Consider the following 18,579-nt stretch of genomic DNA (forward strand, 5'->3'; position numbering starts at 1 on the left):
TATGATTGCTGTAATTGCAGATGATTTAACAGGAGCTGCTGAACTGGCGGGTATAGGCCTCAACCATGGGTTAAGAACCGAAGTGAGTACTACTGTTGATGAACACTGCGACGCAGATTTGCTCATTATCGCCACCGACACGCGTTCCCTTTCCGTAATTCAGGCAAAGGAAACTGTGTATAAACTTACTGTTCAGTTGCAACAGCTAAAACCCCGGTTTATTTTCAAAAAGATAGATTCTGTTTTACGCGGACACATTATTGAGGAATTGCAAAGCCAGTTAACCGCTTCGGGTTTAAAAAGGGCATTTATTGTTCCAGGCAACCCCCATCACTCTAAAAAGCTTATAGGTGATACGTTTCACTATAATGGCGCCCCTATCCATCTTAGTAATTTCGTTAATGATCCAACCTTCCCTGCCTTAAGCTCAAATATTATTGAATTGTTGAGGGCTGATGGAAGTATCTCATTGATAAAAAAAGCGGACAGGCTACCGTCGACAGGAATTATTATAGGAGCGGCCGAAAATGAGGATGATCTTAAATATTGGATCGGCAAAACAGATAGCGAAACTCTTTTAGCGGGCTCGGCAAATCTGTTTACCACGCTGCTTGAATCATTAACAACTCCGCAAAAGGTTAAAACCCTCGACCCGGAAACTACGGGCAGGCGGTTGTTTGTATTTGGCAGCACATTTTACCAGGGCAAGCTAAACCTTAACGATGGAAGGCACAACAACATCCCGGTGCATTATGTGCCCGCGGCAACCATCTGCGCCGAAACCAGCGGCGATAATGTGCATGCTCTTTTTGCCAGCCATGTCGCATCCAGCATTATAGCGGGAAACAATGCCATCATCGCCATAAACCCCGATTTTATTAAGGACATTAAAGTAGACCCAATATTACTGAGCCACAAAATGGCGGATATTGTAAAACAGGTTATTGACCACACCTCCCTTCACGAATTGCTGATTGAGGGCGGGGCAACCGCCTGGGCCATACTTGAGCGTTTAAACATCAAAAAACTATATCCCTCAAAACTAATAGCTCCCGGAGTTATTCATATGCGCATAGCGGGCAATAACCAATTATGTTTAACTTTAAAACCCGGCAGCTACCCCTGGCCAGCCCAAGTTTGGGAAACCAATAACTATACCTGCATATGAAACATGAAACCCTGCACCTGGCAGATTATATCATCATAGCACTGGCACTGGCCATTTCGTTAACTATTGGTCTCAGGTTTTCAAAAGGACAAAACTCCACTAAAAAATATTTTGTATCACGCGGTTCTATCCCCGCATGGGCTATAGGCATGTCATTAATGGCAACGCTTATCAGCAGTGTAACCTTCCTGGCCTATCCCGGCGAAGGTTTTGCCTCCAACTGGATCCTGCTGGTGCAGGGGTTGATGGTACCGATAGTTTTACTCCTGATGGTATGGTTTATTGTGCCGCTTTATCGCGAAGTTATCGGGGTAAGCACCTACGAATACTTTGAAAAACGCTTTGGTCTGTTTGCCCGGTTTTATAGCTCTATCAGTTTTGTATTAACCCATTTTTCAAAAATGGGCACGGTGTTTTTCCTGCTGGCGCTGGCGCTCTCTAACATGACCAACACCAATACTTTTTTGATCATCTGGATAATTGGCGTGGTGATCATCGTCATCACCCTCATTGGCGGTATTGAAGCTGTGATCTGGGCCGATGTGGTACAGGGCTTTTTGCTGATTGCTGGCGGGATTGCTTCGTTCATCATCTTGATCTGTTCTATCAAAGGCGGCTTCCCTGAACTTTGGCATATTGCCAGCGTGAACCATAAAAACAATTTCGGGCCCTACTCCTGGAATTTCAAAAAGCTCACTTTTATTGTTATGGCTATTAACGGTGTTTTTTATGCCATCCAGAAATACGGTACCGATCAAACCATGGTACAGCGTTACCTCACCGCCAAAACAGATAAGGCTGCCATCAGGGCATCGATATTGGGTGTAGCCCTTACGGTACCGCTTTGGGCATTGTTCATGTTTATTGGCACCGCTTTGTTTGCTTTCTACCAGCAAAACCCATTGCCTGCAGGTATTAAAGCAGATGCGGTATTTCCGTACTTTATTATGAGCAAACTGCCCACAGGAGTTGTAGGGTTGATACTGGCGGCACTGATCTCAGCAGCCATCTCCAGCTTGGGTGCCGACCTCAATTGCCTTTCGGCCATTGGCGTGGAGGACTATTACAAAAAATTCAGGCCAAACAGGTCTGATAAGGAGTATTTGAAAGCCGGGAGATGGATAGTGGTATTGGCGGGACTTGGGGCGATGGGCATAGCTACTTTATACCTGCTGGCTGGTGATGAGGGTGCATTGGGCATTGTTTTTACTTTGTACGCTATTTTCTCCGGCGGTATAGCGGGCATCTTTTTGCTGGGCTTGTTCAGCAGTAGGGCTAACCGGCAGGGTTTGAATATCGGCATCATAGCCTGTATTCTTTTTACGGGTTATGCCTTTTTAACTTCAGCCAAAATTGGCCTGGGTGCTGATAAACATATTCTGCTTGATCTGGGTAAATACAATTTCAATCAGCATAAATACATGTTAGGTGTGTACAGCCATTTAGTGGTGATCACAGTGGGCTTCACGGCCAGCCTGTTTTTCCCCAAACCTGAATTGAATAAAAACCTCCTTTTCAGCGGTTGGCTTGAGGCCAAACGCGCAGGAAAGCTTACCAAATAATCTACAGCAATGAAAAAGTTACTGGCATCAGGCCTTGGTTTGTTCCTGTTTATATCCTCGCAGGCACAGGTAAAGCTGGCATCCATTTTTACCGATAACATGGTGCTGCAGCAGCAAAGCGAAGCCCCCATCTGGGGTTGGGATAAAGCAGGCTCAACGGTTACCATCAACACTTCATGGAACAAAAAGGCTTACAAAGCCAAGGTAAATGAAAACGGCAAGTGGCTCGTTAAGGTAAGCACCCCGGTTTACGGCGGACCTTATATCGTAACCATCAGCGATGGCAATACCATCAAGCTAAACAATGTGCTTATTGGCGAAGTGTGGCTTTGCACCGGTCAATCAAACATGGAGATCCCGATGAAGGGCTATAAAAGCCAGCCGATAATAGGTTCTGTTGATGCAATACTAAAATCAGCCAATAGCAATATCCATATTTATACCGTGCCACACTCATCAGTAACCGAGGTTCAGGAAAACAGCAAACCATCCGAGTGGCATGTGGCCTCGCCTGAGTTTGTTTCCAACTTTAGTGCTACCGGCTATTACTTTGGCAGGTTGTTGAACGAAATGTTGCATGTGCCTATCGGCCTCATTAGTGATTGTTATGCCGGATCAAACGCCGAGGCCTGGATGGATGCTGATGGCCTCAAAGATTTTCCGGAGATTAAAATTCCGGCTAAAACCGATTCTATAAAAGCGGTATCCCGCACACCCACTACCCTGTTCAATGGCATGCTGAACCCGGTGATTGGTTACGGCATCAAAGGCTGTATCTGGTACCAGGGCGAATCAAATTATGACCGGCCCAATCAATACGAAAAACTTTTCCCGGCCCTGGTAAAACGCTGGCGCGGACTTTGGCAGCAGGGCGATTTTCCGTTTTACTATACGCAGATTGCCCCTTATGATTATGCCCAGTTACCACCATACAATACAGGCGGCAAATACAATTCGGCCTACCTGCGAGATGCTCAGCGTAAATCGTTAAAGGTTATACCCAACAGCGGCATGGCTGTATTGCTCGATGTTGGGGAACAAGCATTTATCCACCCTCCAAGGAAAGAACCTGTAGGTACCCGCCTGGCTTACCTTGCTTTGGCGCAAACTTATGGCATTAAAGGGTTCGACTATGCAAGTCCGCTGTATAAAGAAATGACTATTGACGGAGACCGGGCTACCATCAGGTTTGAACATGCCGAAAACGGGCTTACTTCCTTCAACAAACCCATCCAAAACTTTGAGGTTGCCGGTAAAGACAAACTGTTTTACCCGGCGCAGGCCATGATATCGGGCAGTGTAATTATTGTATCTTCATCTTTGGTAAAAGAGCCTGTGGCCGTGCGTTACGCCTTTAAGGATTTTGTGGTGGGCGATCTGTTTGGCACCAATGGGCTCCCCGTTTCCTCATTCAGAACCGACGATTGGTAATTATGAAAAAACTCCTGCTGCTCTGCTTCCTGTACTGCAATATCGCGTTAGCCCAAAACAAAGGCATTGAACAATACAATGAAGTGTGGATTGGCCAGAGTCAAAACTCAGGCCAATCCATGCCCTGCGGCGGCGGAGATATTGGGTTGAATGTTTGGATTGAAAAGGGTGAACTGCTTTTTTACATAGCCCGGAGCGGCACTTTTGATGAAAATAATGCCATGCTCAAACCCGGCCGGGTAAGGGTTAAACTCTCCCCTAATCCTTTTGAGGGCAATGATTTTAAACAGGAACTAAAACTTCAAAACGGCTCGGTACTCATCAGCGGAAAAAACGGCGATTTGAAAGCCGAAGTAAAGCTTTGGGTTGATGTTTACCGCCCGGTGATCCACGTTAACATCAACAGTAATAAAGCCATTAAAGCCGAAGCCATTTTTGAAAGTTGGCGCTACCGCGACAGGGATGTAAAAGGCCTCGAAAAAAATGAAGGCTCATGGAAATTTGCCCCGCGCAATGATGTAAAAACGATGAAGGATAATATCGCATTTAAAGGCAACGCCATCCAGTTTTATCACCACAACCTCGACTCTACCATATTTGATGTTACCGTAAAGCAGCAAGGCATGGATGCGGTGAAGGATCAGATGTACAACCCGCTTAAAAACCTAACCTTCGGCGGGCTGATGCAGGGTAAAAACCTGAAACCAGCAGGTACTACAAAAGGCCAATATCTTAATACAGATTTTGAAGGCTGGAGGCTGGAGAGCATCAAACCGGCTACCAAGCAGGATATAGAGATCACCCTCAATACACAACAAACTCCATCTGTTGATGAATGGCAGCAAGGTCTTGACAAAGTTGTTAAAGAAGCTGACAGCAACACCGAAACCTCATGGCAAAAAACAGCTGACTGGTGGAAACAATATTGGGACAGGAGTTTTATCTACATTAACACCGATAAGCCTAATAATGACACAACGGCCTGGCAAACCGGTAAAAACTACCAGCTTTTCAGGTATATGCTGGGCTGTAATGCCTACGGGCAAGCACCCACTAAATTTAACGGAGGTTTGTTCACCTATGATCCTGTTTTCGTAAATCAGCAATATGCCTTTACACCCGATTTCCGTAATTGGGGCGGCGGCTTGATGACTGCCCAAAACCAGCGGTTGGTTTACTTCCCAATGCTCAAAAGCGGCGATATTGACATGATGAAACCGGAGTTCGATTTCTATCTCCGTTCCCTGAAAAACGCGGAGCTGCGCAGTAAGGTTTACTGGGGACATAACGGCGCCTGTTTTACCGAGCAGGTGGAGAATTTCGGTCTGCCAAATAGTGCCGAGTATACCTGGAAACGCCCTGCTGATTTTGACAAGGGACTGGAATATAATGCCTGGCTGGAATACACCTGGGATACCGTTTTCGAGTTTTGCCTCATGATGCTGGAAACGGAGCGGTACAAAGGCGATGACATCCATCAATACATTCCCTTTATTGAAAGCTGTCTTACTTTTTTTGACGAGCATTACCAATACCTTTCCCGCAAGCGAAGCGCTAAAGCACTTGACGGTAACGGGCACCTTGTTTTGTATCCCGGCTCATCTGCCGAGACATTCAAAATGGCTTATAACTCCAACTCAACTATAGCTGCCCTGCAAACCATCACCAAACGAATGCTCGCCTTGCCGGATAGCTATTTAAAGGGCGACGAGCGCTTGAAATTGACCGGCTTACTGAAACGCATCCCCCCATTAACTTTTGCAGAAATTGATGGTCACAAAACCCTTACTCCTGCCAAATCATGGGAGCGGGTGAATAACGAAGAGAACACCCAGTTTTACCCGGTATTTCCATGGGGCATATTTGGCTTGGGCAAACCGGGCTTAGATACCGCTTTAAACACATGGAAACTGGATACCCTCGTAGCCAAATTTAGGAGCGGCATTGGCTGGAAACAGGATAACATTTTTGCCGCCCGTTTAGGTCTTACCAGTGAAGCGGCCAAACTAACCACCTTCAAACTCAAAAACTCCGGCAGGCGCTTCCCTGCTTTCTGGGGACCCGGTTTCGACTGGACGCCCGATCATAACTGGGGCGGCTCGGGCATGATCGGTTTGCAGGAAATGCTGATGCAGGTTGATGATAAAAAGATCTTGCTGTTCCCCGCCTGGCCTAAGGATTGGGATGTTCATTTTAAACTTCATGCACCTTATAACACTACCGTTGAGGCTACGTCGAAAGATGGAAAAGTAGTTGATATGAAAGTTTTTCCGGAGGAGAGGAAGAAAGATATTGTGGTGATGTTGGGGCAATAAAACACTCTTTCAATTGTAACAAATCGGGTATCCCAATTTTTTGATTCCGAAGAAAAATTAGAAAAAGTCCCGGCGTTCTTTTTTGTAAAAAGAGCACTGTTCTATTTTTTGAGAGTGAAAACGCGGAACACCTTAAGAATGAAACACGTTGATTATCAAATATATAATATTTTACGCGAAGCACTATTAAATACCTGACTATCAACAATTAAACCTTTTCAGGGTAAATATCCCCTATTTCAACGGTGAGCTAAACACCTTTTTTATTTCGCCCTTTTTTAAGCTTTTTTGGACTTTTTTGAAATTGATCGCATGGGTTATAAATGGTACTGACAACATAATGCCACCAAAATTGTGGGTGTAAATGCCGATCTTCCGTGCCACCCGGCTTCAGCCGGGTGGCCGCCCTCCTTACTACGCTGCGCTGTTATTGGTGACGTGTCCGTTACTGGTCGAAGTTTAGCGATAGCGTAACTTCGTCCTAAAATGTGTTAAGCTTTCAGCTTAAGTGTATAAAAGTAATAGTACAATCGGTTGAATTTATTTAGCCAATAATTCCGAGTACGGAAGCAGAATGCTTCCATTGTTTTAGGACGAAGTTACGCTATCGCTAAACTTCGACCAGCGTAGGGTTAAGATTCTATCCCCGGCGGCCAGAGGCCGCCATGATAATAGCCACTCGGCTGGAGCCGAGCGGCGGCGGAGCTTTTTAATTCCGACCTTTAGCCTTTCACCTTAAAAATCACCTATCCAATGGCATCCAGGTCTCCATATCCACATGCCCACGGTTTCCCCAGGCGTAATAAGGGATCAGCCTGATCTCAACAGCATTTGGTTTTGGTGCCGATACTTCTTTATAAAGTCGGTTACTCCAATTGTTTTCATCGCGCAGATCAGCTTTACCTGTAAGGCTCATGATGTCACTGTTATCTATTTTGATCATTTCGGGTTTGAGTTCACTGCCAGCCGACAGGGCAATATTGAAGATCTTTTGTCCCTTAGCCAAATCGGTCGATTCAAGACAATACACCACCGGACCACGTTTAACCGCTACCTGGTTGCGTGTTTCCTCAACCAGCGGGTTAGCTTCCATCAGGGCAACCGGCATAGGCAGGTCAAGATCAATAGTCATTCCCCTTTCCCAAACGGCATTCAATTGGGTGTAGGCTCCGGGAGTAGTATCTAACTGGGGCACCGGCTGACCAGCAAGTTTAATACTCGCTCCCTTGCACCAGCCCGGGATCCTTAAAAACACGGAGAATGCTTTATTACCCGGCACTTCATCAAACCTGATATGGATCTTTCCATCCCATGGGTAATTGGTAGTTTGGGTTAGTTTTATTGGTGTTCCATCTTTCAAATTAGCAGTTATGGTATTGCTGCCATACAGGTTAAACCACAATCCTTTATCCGATACGCTATACGCATAATCGCTCACCTCGGCAATGGTACGCACCACATTTGGCGGACAGCAGTTGGATAATTTAATGTACCCAACCCTATCCTTTGACCAGCGCTGTTTAAAAGGCAAACTATCCGAATAAGCCAGCGGATTGGTATACAAAAAATCGCGACCACTCAAACTGATGCCCGAAAGCACACTATTGTAAAGCGCCAATTCCATCACATCGGCATATTTGGCGTCGCCGGTTATTTGCAGCATACGCCAGTTCCATAAAACGTTGCCAATATTGGCGCAGGTTTCATTGTGGGCTGTAAAGCTCGGTAATTGATAATCGCGCCCGTATGCCTGGTGTACCTTTTGTACTTCGTTAGGGTTATAAGAAGTGCCGTCCGGCGAAACGCCGTCATACAACGATCCGCAGCCGCCGGTGATATACATTTTTCGATTCACCACATCGTTCCACATTAAATTTAAAGTGTGTATCAGGGTTGTATCACCCGTTTCGGCATACACATCGGCAGCACCGGCGAAAAGGTAATTGGCCCTCACTGCGTGACCCATAGCCTGGGTTTGCTGGCGGAAAGGCACCCTGTCCTGGTTATCATCGGTACCATCTTTCATGAGGCCACGAATATCGATCAGGTTTTTAGCCAGTTCGAGGTATTTGGGATCGCGGGTGGTGCGGTACATCTCTACCACGCCCATATAATGCGATGGGCAAATGGCATTGCGCGCCAGTTCGGGCGAAGCTGTTTTATAAAACTTATAGAGATAGTCGGTAGCCTTGATAGCTACTTTCAGCAAAGTTGTTTTGCCTGTTACGCGGTAATGCACACAGGCGGCGGTCATGAGGTGACCGAGGTTATAAGTTTCAAAGTTGAGACGGTCGTTAAATGCCTTTTCCTTGCCGCTGTTTTTACGTTCCTCGATAATGGTTGGCGTGTGGATATAGCCATCAGCCCGTTGCGCTTTGGCGATAACGGCTATGGTTTTATCCATCAAAGCATCCAATTTAGGATCGTGCGTAGCGGCGTACATGCTGGCTACGGCTTCAAACAGCTTATAAAAATCGCCATCATGGAAAGGTGGCCCTTCGTGCGAACCGGTATCCAGTCCGGCAGCTATTTCAAAATTGCGGTAAGCGTGACTGATCTTTGGGTCGGTATAAACACGCCACAGGTTCGGGATCATAGTATCACGGCAAACTTTGAACCTGTCGGCCCAAAAGCCACCTGTCCATTGTACCGCGCCCATATCTGGGCTGCTGAGTTTGGCGTAGTTACTTTTGCTGGTGTTGACCAGGGCTCTGTTTTGGGCGTTAAGTCTGCCGCCGACAATTACCAGTACTGTGATGATAATATATTTATACGATGTTTTCATTTTACTATTTTTGAGAGGAGGTGAAGGCCTCAGGGTCCTCTGCGAGAGACCCTGAGGGACACGAAGATATTTATATGATGTTTTCATTTTAGCATTTTGGAAAGATGCAAAGACCTTAGGGCACTCTGCGACTTTAAGTTAACCCTCAAAATTGTTTTATCGTTTAATCAGCAAGGCGTCTTGTTTTGCCCCTCTGGGGCAAAGGATCTTTCTATAATTTTTATGCTACAAACCTTCTGCACCTCTGGTGCACCTGTCTTAAGCATATCTCAATTAATACCTGTTTATTTATAAAAATCCCCCAGAGGGGGTAAAGGTTTGTAGAAATATCCCACCCCTTATCCGAACCCCAGAGGGGTTCAACTCACGCTGATTACTCAATTAGCAATGACCATTTAACTATTAATTTATGGATTGACCTAAACTCACAGACAGCCCCTGAGGGAATCCGAATAATGAGATATTTATATGTTGTTTTCATACTATTAAGGGATATAAGTGAGCAGGCTAACCGGGCTCAGTAAACCGGCCGGCAAAAGCTGGCGGCTCTCCAAACGGTAAGGCGCGTTTGTCCATGTAATTCGTTTTGTTTCGGGCAGGGCATGATCGCCCATCAGGCGGTTAGCCCAGGTATTGGTTACTTTAATCATCAGTTTGTTTTCGCCGGGTTTAATGGCTTTGCTGATATCTACCCGGTATGGATATGTCCAGGCTGTGCCACAGTTAATACCGTTCAGATACACTTCGGCCAGGTTGGCAACCTTACCCAAATCAAGATATAACTTGCTCCCTGTTTTTCCGGTAAACTGAAATGTGTGGTTATAAACCGCTGCGCCGGAATAGTACTTCACGCTGTCATTATTATTAAGCGACCAGTCCTCAGGTTTATCAAACGTAACCGGTTTTACAGGGCCTCCTGATTTAGGATCAAACTGCACCTGCCAGTTTGTAAAAGTCTGTACTGTTTTAAAATGTGCCGCTTTATCCAACTCAGGCTTTGCTCCCGGATTACCGTTTCTGAAAACGATAAAAGCCGAACCGTTGGCAGCAAGATTAATAATCAGGTTTGTACGTGCCGATTTACTGCTGCTCCGCAAACGTGTTATTTCCCCCGTTAAAGGATCCCACAACTCGGGAACACGACCGGATATCCTTAGTGATAGATTAACGGTCCGGTTTAAAGCTTGTTGGTTGGAGATGAAATAGAGATCAAGATTATCAGCGCTGCGATGTGTCCACGCGAGGTCTTTTGCGAGTTGATTAACCGAATCCGTAGCGATCAAATCGCGGGAAATACCCAGTTCATCAAAGGTGTCTTTTTGGTAAGGGCCGATAAGCAGTTTACCTGTCAAAGCAGCCTTCATTCGCTGATCGCCCAATAAAACTGTAGCGCCCTCATTCACCAATTGCTGAAGTTTTTTAACAACCTCTGCCGATAACTGCCATGGCTGTGGAGACATTTGGCTCACGCCCGGCACAACCAGCATAGCATAGCTGGCACCTCCGGGTAAAACTATCCTGCCATTTTTCACGGTGGCTAAACGCAGCAACGCGTCTTTATTAAAAGAATCGTAGGCATAACCGCGCAGCGGATCGATCCAGTTTTCAGGCAAGGCTATATTGGCCGAGTGGCTTGCATCTTCAACCGAATTAATGACCGGCACATCTTTATTGGCCAAACGTTCAGCTTCCTGCTTTACCCGTTCGGCACCGAAGATCCCCGGCAGGGTGCTTACTAATCTATCAGGTAGAATGGCACGGCGCGGGGTTTCCTCGCCGGTAAAAACAGCAATATCGGCAACGGGATGTCCCTGTTGCAGCATAGCCTGGCAACGACTGATATAATCAAACCAGGCTTTACCCGGCTGCCACCAGGTTTGATCGCGCTGGAAAAACAGGCCGATGCCGTCCAGCGTCATTCCGGGTTTACGGTCGAGCCAGGGGTTGTGTACATTTACGTGGAAAACATAACGATTAATGCCGAGGGCAAAATTGCGGTCGGCGGTGGTTTTGAGCATACCGGGGTGTTCATCCCATAATAACCTTAATTCGGTAAAAGCCTCGGCCTGGATAACATTTTTGCCGTAAATGTGCCCACCCGATATGGCATCCAGCATATCATTGGGCTTATCATGTGTTGGGCTCCTGAACCAAAACTCCCCCATCGGGATATCGGCCTTTTGGTAATGCAGCATGCCGTCGCTCATCATGGTTGGGGCGACGCTTTCGGCAGTAAATGTGCAGCCTTTTTCGTGCGCCAGCTTAGCCATGGTACCGTAAAAGTTATCTACCAGTAATTCGGCTATGGTTTGCCGCACGTCGGCCAAAACCTTTTCGGATTTTTCGGCGCTGTCCATCGGCACACCGGCCATCAGCGGAAGATATGGCAACAGATCGTACCCGCGTCGCTTTCTAAACTCAGCAGCAAAAACCGGCGACCAGTTTTGGCTCCCACACTCCCAGCTATCCACGTGAAAGATCTTTAAAACCCGTTTAGCCAGATCCGGCCCAACCTGTTTTACAGCTTCGCCAAACCAGTTCTCAAACTGTATTTTGGCAGCCTCGGGGTTAAACTTATCACACTCCAAACCGATGCCACCACCGCCTGTAGCGTTGGTATGCCCGGTGGAAGTATGACCAATGCGGATGATAGTCCAATTGCCAGCGGGTACTTGCCAGTTCAATTTACTATCAGCTCCTAATTTATCAGTAAGGTTGATGACCTTACTTCTATCTATACAGAGGTTTTTAGATAATTGGGCATTTGTGGTTTGCTTGCTTAAACGCCATACCTCTCCGTTTTTACTTTCATACTGATGTATATGCGGCTCGCTCAATAACTCAATCCCCGATAATTTTAAAGTAGGCTTCCATTTGGCAAAATCAAGATCTTCGGCTCCCGGCTCTGATCCCGTTTTATCGTAAGTAAACCTGAAATATCTGGCCGTAGTTGATTCAATGGCATTGGTAATTTCCGCATCACCATCTTGCCAGCCGTGACGTGGTGGCTCCAACCTGCTCAGCGAGCGAAAGTTTTTACCATCATCGCTCGCTTCAAGCAGCAGGCGCTGCGACTGGTAATTGCTTGCCGAAGTATGGATCATAAGCGAGCGGCAGGTAAATGGCTTTTTAAATTCCAGTTGCAGCCAGCAGGGCTCATTACTGGTAAAGCTTTTAGTATTACCTTTTCCGGCAAGGTATTGAACATCGGTATTCGACAGACTGGTAGTTACCTTCGGATGCTCGTCGTAACTGCTCTGCCCCTCGCCGGGCAACGACGGATAGGCCAATATTTCGATGTCTTTATAATAGTTTTTATAATGCTTAGGAACAGGCAAGGTATCGTTATAGGCTTTCCCCCCTTCAACCTCAAGTTTTGACCATACCACTTTCTGCATAGAAAGTTCAGGCGTTATCCAGGGCCCACCAGCCAGGGCAAGACCATCGCTGTCGTGCATAGCCAGTTTTACACCTATCCTATCCGCTTCCTGCATCGTAAATTTCACCATTGCCCACCATTCGGGGCTTAACTGGTTAATTGACGGCGTAATAAAAGGCGGATTAGCTGGTCCTTTAATAGGCATTAAATAAGCGCCCGCAATCCCGGCCTGTTTCATCGCCTGCAGATCGGCCGTAATGGCCTCCCGGCTTACTGCACCCTGCATCCAATACCAGAACACCCATGGCTTTGCCGATTCGGGCGGATGCAGAAAAGCCTGCTCCAAATCCTTTTTTGGGATCGAGAGTTTGTGCTGCTGGGCTAATCCCGGTAAAAACAGGCAGCAAAGGCAAATTATAAAAACGTACTTTCTCATGGCTTTCCGTTAAATTTTATCTGATATGCCGCGTTGCCTGCACTCTCAGGTTTACCCTCATAAGGTTTCAGGTAAAAACTGTATTGATACTTTTTGGCAGGAATGCGGTATTGCTCTAACGGTTCCGCCACTTCCGACCAGCTATCATTACCGCCTACGCCCATTTGTAGCAGGTCGATATTCAGGGTTATAAAACCTGCATCCTTCAGCTTATTGGTATGTTTTGCCTTTTGGATATTATCTTCAGTATAAGGCCAGGCGCTCATGCTGAGCAGGCTATCGGCAGTTACCAACAAGCCGCCGGTTTTATGGTGCAGCAGCATCCAGCGTACATCGGTACGGTTACCGTTTTCCTGCGGTACCACATAGAGCTCCATAAACTGGCTGATGGTTTGCGAATAGATCCCTGCCTCCGAGCCCGTACGCCTGTCGATATAGTTTTCGTAAGGCCCCCGGCCATAGTAGCTGATATTGCTGTCGGCCTGTGCTATCCCCATCTGCATCCCAATTTTGGGCAGGTTTGGCAAACCGGGTTTAACATCAAGGGAATAAGAAACCTTCAGCAGCCCATCACCGCGAATGGTGTAATCTATGTCAACCGTTGCGCTATCATTAAGCATCGAATAAACGCTTGTGATTACTACCGAACCATCTCCGGCTTTTTGACTTGAGATCTTTTTCAGAACAGGCACTGCCTTGATCCATGCTGCCAGTTTCTTTTCCATCTTCCATCCTCTGTGATCGTTATCGGTAACCGGGCGGGTAAAATGCGGCAATAAAGGGCCAAATATTTGTTGCTGCCCTTTGCTGATATAGGAATTTAAAGCCCCATTATCTTTACTGATGCCAATCTCAAAATCTTTCCCATTGATATGATATGCCTTATCATCTTCAGATAATTTTGCTTCAGGATAATGCTTATCACCAGCGTTTGCAACTGATGTTTCAGGCTTGGTTAGCTGAAACTGATTGCTTGCTATTTCATAACCTTTAGCTGCCCAGAGCTTATCTTCGGCAAGGGTAAAATGGATATCGGCCAGGTATTCATGATTACGCTTTAAATTGTGCAGGTATTGCTTGATGCTGATGATGGTATCATGCCCGGCTGCAAGATTGATGCGGGGAATTTGTTTTTTCAGGATAACATTGCCGTCTTCCCTAACCTGCAGGGTAACCTCATAATCGGCCAGTGAAGCTACGCTATGCCAGTTTTTGATGTGAATATTGGCTTTACCGGCATCAACCAACTCACAAACCGCGGGCTGAAAAACGTGCTTACATTCATAAATGGCGGGCTTTGGTCGCCCGTCGGATGCTACGATTCCCTTGATGGTGAAATTATCAAAATAGCGTTCGCCATAATCACCACCGTAGGCGTAGTAAGCCTTGCCTGTCGAATCATGTTTCAATAATCCCTGGTCTTTAAACTCCCAGATAGCCCCGCCGATAATCCGTTTGGTTGAGCGCCACTGATCCCAAAACTCTTTCAGGTTGCCGTTGGAGTTACCCATCGCATGCGAATACTCCACAAAAAATATCGGGCGGCTATCGCCATTTTGCTGATTGGCCAGCAAAGGCGCAGTATAAATACCGGGATACATCCGGCTCACGATATCCACATAAGGCTGATCGATAGGATTTTGCAACCTGTGCGAATGATCATTAGTTTTTGGATAACGCGGATCGGTCGGATCGATATAGCCTTCAGCCTGCGGTGTGCCCTGGGCGGGCTCATAATGAACCGGCCGGGTAATATCAAAATCATGGATCCAACCGGCCATTGCCGCATGGTTTGGCCCGCGACCGGCCTCGTTGCCTAAACTCCAGATGATCACACTTGGATGGTTTTTATCACGCATCACCATGCGGGTAGCCCTGTCGAGATAAGCGCCGGTCCACATGGGGTCGTTGCTTAATTTTGAGCCGAGGCCGTGAGTTTCGAGATTTGCTTCGTCAATCACCAGTATACCATACTCATCGCACAGATCATATAGGTATGGATCCATTGGGTAATGACTGGTGCGGATGCAGTTAAAATTAAAACTTTTAATGGTGCGCACATCGTTCAGGATATCCTCGCGGGACAACGCCTTGCCTTTTACCGGATCGTGATCGGGACGGTTTACACCGTACAGGTAAGTCACTTTTCCGTTGATGAGCAGCTTGCTATCTTCCTTGCCAAATTCAATGCTCCTGATGCCAACCTTGCAGCTTTTCACCTCCAATGTTTGACCGGTGCTGTCAACTAATGATAAAGTAAGCGTATACAGGTTAGGCTTTTCATCGCTCCATTTATCCGGGTTTTTAAGCGTGGTTTCCAGCAGACCAAATTTTACATTATCCAACCTTGGGTAGATCTCGTTGATGATGCTTTCAACACTTCGTTCCATAGGCTTTTGCAGCACTTCTTTATTGTTCCTGTCGAAAAGCCTTGCCTCAATTTTATACCCGGGCACAGCTTTGCCCGTGAGGTTTTCTATCCTCGGACGGATACTGAAAACTGCATCTTTATATTGTTTATCCAGTTTGGCCTGCCATTGAAAATCGGCTATCCGCAGTTTAGGCTCAGCCATCAACATTACCTCCCGGTGGATGCCGCTCATCCGCCATTGATCCTGGTCTTCCAGAAAATAGCCATCGCTCCAGCGGATCACCTGTACCGATACCACGTTTTCACCCGCTTGCAGGTATGGGGTAATGTTGAACTCCGAAGGCAAAAAGCTATCCTCGCCATAACCTAAAAACTTACCATTGAGCCAAACCTTAAAGCCGGAACTTACACCACCAAAATGCAGAGTAATGTTCATGTCCTTCCAGTTTGTAGGTAAGGTAAATGTGCGCTGATAGCTGCCAACGCCATTATAATCCTGTGGGACGTGCGGCGGGTTAACAGGGCGAAACGGATAAACGGCACTTTTATAAATGGGCTTATCATAACCCTGCATCTCTATGCTTGAGGGCACGATGATCTTTTTCCAGCCGCTTACCTTGTTTTTATAAAAATCCTTTGGTGCATCGGCCGGTTTGGCGGCATAACTAAAATCCCAGTAACCATTCAGGGATAACATCCTGCCCGATTTTTCCCGGTTGCCTGCCAGCGCATCTTTAATGTTGCTGTACGAATACCCGGTGGCGCGTGCGGGGTCGCGGTTGATCCCATCAACCAAAGGGTTTTCCCATGGCTCTGCATCATAAACCGTAGGTACATTGGGGATAGGCGCAGGTGTTTTATCAACCAGCTGCGCATAAAGCCCGGTTGATGAAAATGCCGTTAAAAGCAGGATAGATAATAGCTTCTTCATCATTTCTTCACGCTGTAGTTTATGGTGTACTGTTTTTGTTTTTGGATGGTAAGTTCGTAGGTTCCGTTTCCTTTAGCGGTTATTTCACCCTCCTTACAAACCGGTTTGGAGGTACTGGTAAACCGCAGCAGGCCGGTTCCGGTACTGCTGCTTGCTTTGATCTGTTTGGTACTGCATGACACTTTGATATCGCCATTGGCAGTTGGTACGCTGCCTTCCATCCATTGCAAGCCGCCCAATTGGGGCTCGATCACATATTGCTGATAACCCGGCGCTGTTGGTTTTACGCCGAGATAATATTTACCCAACAGGTATATCGGACTGGCTCCCCAGGCATGGCACAGGCTTTTTCCAAACGGCCGCCCGTACATGGCGTAATGATCGGCACCTGTTTTGGTTGGGTTATATTCCTCCCAAAATGAAGTTGCTCCCAAATTGAGCATCCCGCCCCAGTAATCCTTCATTTCTTTGAGCACATAGCTTTGTTCGCCCATAGCGCAAAGGGCTTCCAGCTCGTAAAAGCGCATGTAGGGGGTGGTTATCTTTTGGATCTTATCGTTCAGCAGCACATATTTTTTTACTTCCTGCTGTTGGCTTGCATTTAGGTAATTGAAAAATATCGAGAACATATTGGTGTAGCGGGTCACATTGTCGCTTTGCTTCCCATCAACCAGGCTGTGCACAAAGGCGTGTTTGTCTTTGTTCCAATACAGGTCGAATATCTTTGATTTCAATCCGGTTGATAGCTGCTCATACTGTGTTTTGCCTGTGTCATCCTGCATAATACCGGCGCAAAGAGCCATGGTTTCCAGGCTGCGGCATAATAGCAATTGCTCAAAGCTTACTTCGCCTTTTTTGCTGAGTTTGTCGGCCCAATCGATGAATACCCAGTCGCCGGGCAGGCCTTCCATGAGGCCGTTTTTGTCCCGGCGCTGCAGGCAGTAGCTCATCAGGCTTTGCATGCGCGGGTACATTTGTTTGATGAAACTTTTATCGCTGGTATACTGATAGTAATCGTAAATGCCCATGAACCAGTAAAAGGTATAATCCATAATGGTATTGATGTGGCTGGTTACCGGATCTTTACCGCGCAGGGCATACAGCGTGCGGGTCACCGTGGGCGAATCAAAATACAGGTAATAATTCATCAGGTAACTCTGGTAAGCATCGCCCGACCAGATCCACCTGTCCCTCTTGATGCCATCGATAAAAAACTCGCGGGTGTTGAGGTGCAGGGTATAGGCGGATACATCCCAGATTTTATTGACCTGCTCATCCGAACATCTGAAACTCCCCCGCTGCTCAACCGGCGAATATTCATATAGCATGGAAACATCATCGGCACTTACATCATCATCATCAAACAATACATTGATGTAGCGGAAAGCACGCGAACCTTCCATAGTATAATCAGCTTTTTGAGGCTGATCTATGGAGATACTATCCAGCAGTTCGCAGGTTGCGGTGGCTAAAGCTTCTTCTTTGGATTCGCCATAACAAAGTTTAACATTGCCTTTACCTTTTAAGCCGATCAATTTTGCATAGCCAAAGGTTTCTTTACCAAAATCAACCAAAATGGAATGTTCTTTTCGTTCGGTTTTTGCGGGTTTGTGCTCTTCCGTGAGCAAACGGAACGCAGACGGGATTTTATCTGCCGAATTAAAATTCCAGTTGCCTGCGTTTACGTATTTGGTGGCCGACACATCGGAGGTTTTACCCGATTCATCAATCCATTCCTTATCCTCATAAGTTACCAGCCATGAGGTATCTGACACCAGTTGCTGCCCCTTCACAAATATGGCGGGAGCAGCAGCCTGGTTATAGACTTTGAGACTAAGCCTGTGCCTGCCAGCCGGCACATGGATATTTTTAGGGTAACCTGCTAAGGCCTTCCCGTCAAGCTTTACATTGTATTGGCCCTCAACGGCCAGTTCAACTGTTTCGGGATTGGTAAGCGTAAAATCCTTATGAAAATCAACCAGTACATAATGACTGTCCAGTTTCCAGAATGGCGGGAAGAAAGCCCCGCGCTCGGTGCGCCGATTTTGCATCCGGTTGCTAAGCCATACCTCATAATCGCCGGGATACCAGATCCAGGTGGCCTTTTGCGCTTTGGCGACATCGGCAAAAAACATCAGGCCGAGCAGCATAATCAATATGTAATGCTTGTGGAGTTTTATATGGGTAGATATTTTATACAT

General features: G+C 46.6%; 8 protein-coding genes. 4 read left to right on the forward strand and 4 right to left on the reverse strand.

Going from position 1 to position 18,579, the window contains the following annotated elements:
* Position 1: 1 nt before the first annotated feature.
* The 4 genes from AC59JO_RS02525 to AC59JO_RS02540 are packed head-to-tail and all read left to right on the forward strand — an operon-like array spanning position 2 to position 6,476.
* Complete coding sequence (locus tag AC59JO_RS02525; RefSeq protein WP_413669056.1) at positions 2 to 1,168, forward strand: four-carbon acid sugar kinase family protein; 1,167 nt, start codon at positions 2 to 4, stop codon at positions 1,166 to 1,168.
* On the forward strand, positions 1,165 to 2,730 hold the full coding sequence (locus tag AC59JO_RS02530) for a sodium:solute symporter family protein (protein ID WP_413669057.1): 1,566 nt from the start codon (positions 1,165 to 1,167) through the stop codon (positions 2,728 to 2,730). Before AC59JO_RS02525 ends, AC59JO_RS02530 begins: the two co-directional genes overlap by 4 nt.
* A 9-nt stretch (positions 2,731 to 2,739) precedes the next feature.
* Positions 2,740 to 4,161, forward strand: a complete 1,422-nt coding sequence (locus AC59JO_RS02535) for a sialate O-acetylesterase (protein ID WP_497303171.1) — start codon at positions 2,740 to 2,742, stop codon at positions 4,159 to 4,161.
* Positions 4,162 to 4,163: 2 nt separating this feature from the next.
* A complete protein-coding gene (locus tag AC59JO_RS02540; RefSeq protein WP_497303173.1) occupies positions 4,164 to 6,476 on the forward strand; it encodes a DUF5703 domain-containing protein in 2,313 nt (770 codons plus the stop codon).
* Positions 6,477 to 7,218: 742 nt separating this feature from the next.
* Here the strand turns inward: AC59JO_RS02540 and AC59JO_RS02545 are convergent.
* The 4 genes from AC59JO_RS02545 to AC59JO_RS02560 all read right to left on the reverse strand — a co-directional run bounded on the left by AC59JO_RS02545 (position 7,219) and on the right by AC59JO_RS02560 (position 18,579).
* On the reverse strand, positions 7,219 to 9,261 hold the full coding sequence (locus AC59JO_RS02545; RefSeq protein WP_497303175.1) for an aceric acid hydrolase: 2,043 nt from the start codon (positions 9,259 to 9,261) through the stop codon (positions 7,219 to 7,221).
* 485 nt (positions 9,262 to 9,746) lie between these two features.
* Entirely contained in the window at positions 9,747 to 13,076 is a 3,330-nt protein-coding gene (locus AC59JO_RS02550; RefSeq protein WP_497303177.1) for a glycosyl hydrolase, read from the reverse strand.
* A complete protein-coding gene (locus AC59JO_RS02555) occupies positions 13,073 to 16,378 on the reverse strand; it encodes a glycoside hydrolase family 2 TIM barrel-domain containing protein (protein WP_497303179.1) in 3,306 nt (1,101 codons plus the stop codon). Before AC59JO_RS02555 ends, AC59JO_RS02550 begins: the two co-directional genes overlap by 4 nt.
* The gene (locus AC59JO_RS02560) at positions 16,378 to 18,579 is read right to left on the reverse strand and encodes an alpha-L-rhamnosidase-related protein (RefSeq protein ID WP_497303181.1); all 2,202 of its coding nucleotides are present in this window, start codon (positions 18,577 to 18,579) and stop codon (positions 16,378 to 16,380) included. The genes AC59JO_RS02555 and AC59JO_RS02560 overlap by 1 nt, the downstream gene beginning before the upstream one ends.

The organism is Mucilaginibacter sp. A5337, assembly GCF_059690695.1.